1 protein-coding gene is annotated in these 473 nt (G+C 69.6%); it reads right to left on the bottom strand.

The genetic code is table 11. The annotated features are described in order from the left end of the window. Nucleotides 1-473, bottom strand: a 473-nt coding sequence (locus AOK09_RS42645; protein ID WP_245687525.1) for an aldehyde dehydrogenase family protein, incomplete at both ends; no start/stop codon positions are given.

Below are 473 nucleotides of genomic sequence, written 5' to 3'. Positions count from 1 at the left end.
GGAGGGGTCACCGGTGACCTGGGCCTCGACGGCGGCCACGATGCGCGGCAGCAGGCGCTCGTACACCGAGGCGTCGGCGATCACGCGTTGCACGGCGATGCAGGACTGGCCACCCTGGTAGTTGGAGAAGGTGGCGATGCGGGTGGCGGCCCAGTCGAGGTCCTCGTCGCTCGCGAAGTCGGCCAGCACGACCGCCGCTCCGTTGCCGCCGAGTTCAAGCGTGCAGTGCTTGCGCGGAACCGAGTCCATGATCGCGTAGCCGACCTTCTCGGAGCCGGTGAACGAGATGACGGGCAGACGCTCGTCCTGCACCAGCGCGGGCATCCGGTCGTTGGCGATCGGCAGGATGCTCCAGGAACCGGCAGGCAGCTCGGTCTCGGCCAGCAGATCGCCGATGATCAGGCCGGAGAGCGGGGTGTTGGGGGCCGGCTTGAGGATGATCGGGGTGCCCACCGCGATCGCCGGGGCGACCT

The organism is Peterkaempfera griseoplana (assembly GCF_001418575.1).
Lineage (GTDB): Bacteria > Actinomycetota > Actinomycetes > Streptomycetales > Streptomycetaceae > Peterkaempfera > Peterkaempfera griseoplana.
Note: the sequence above shows the minus strand (reverse complement) of the source record. Positions and strands in the feature narration are given on the sequence as shown.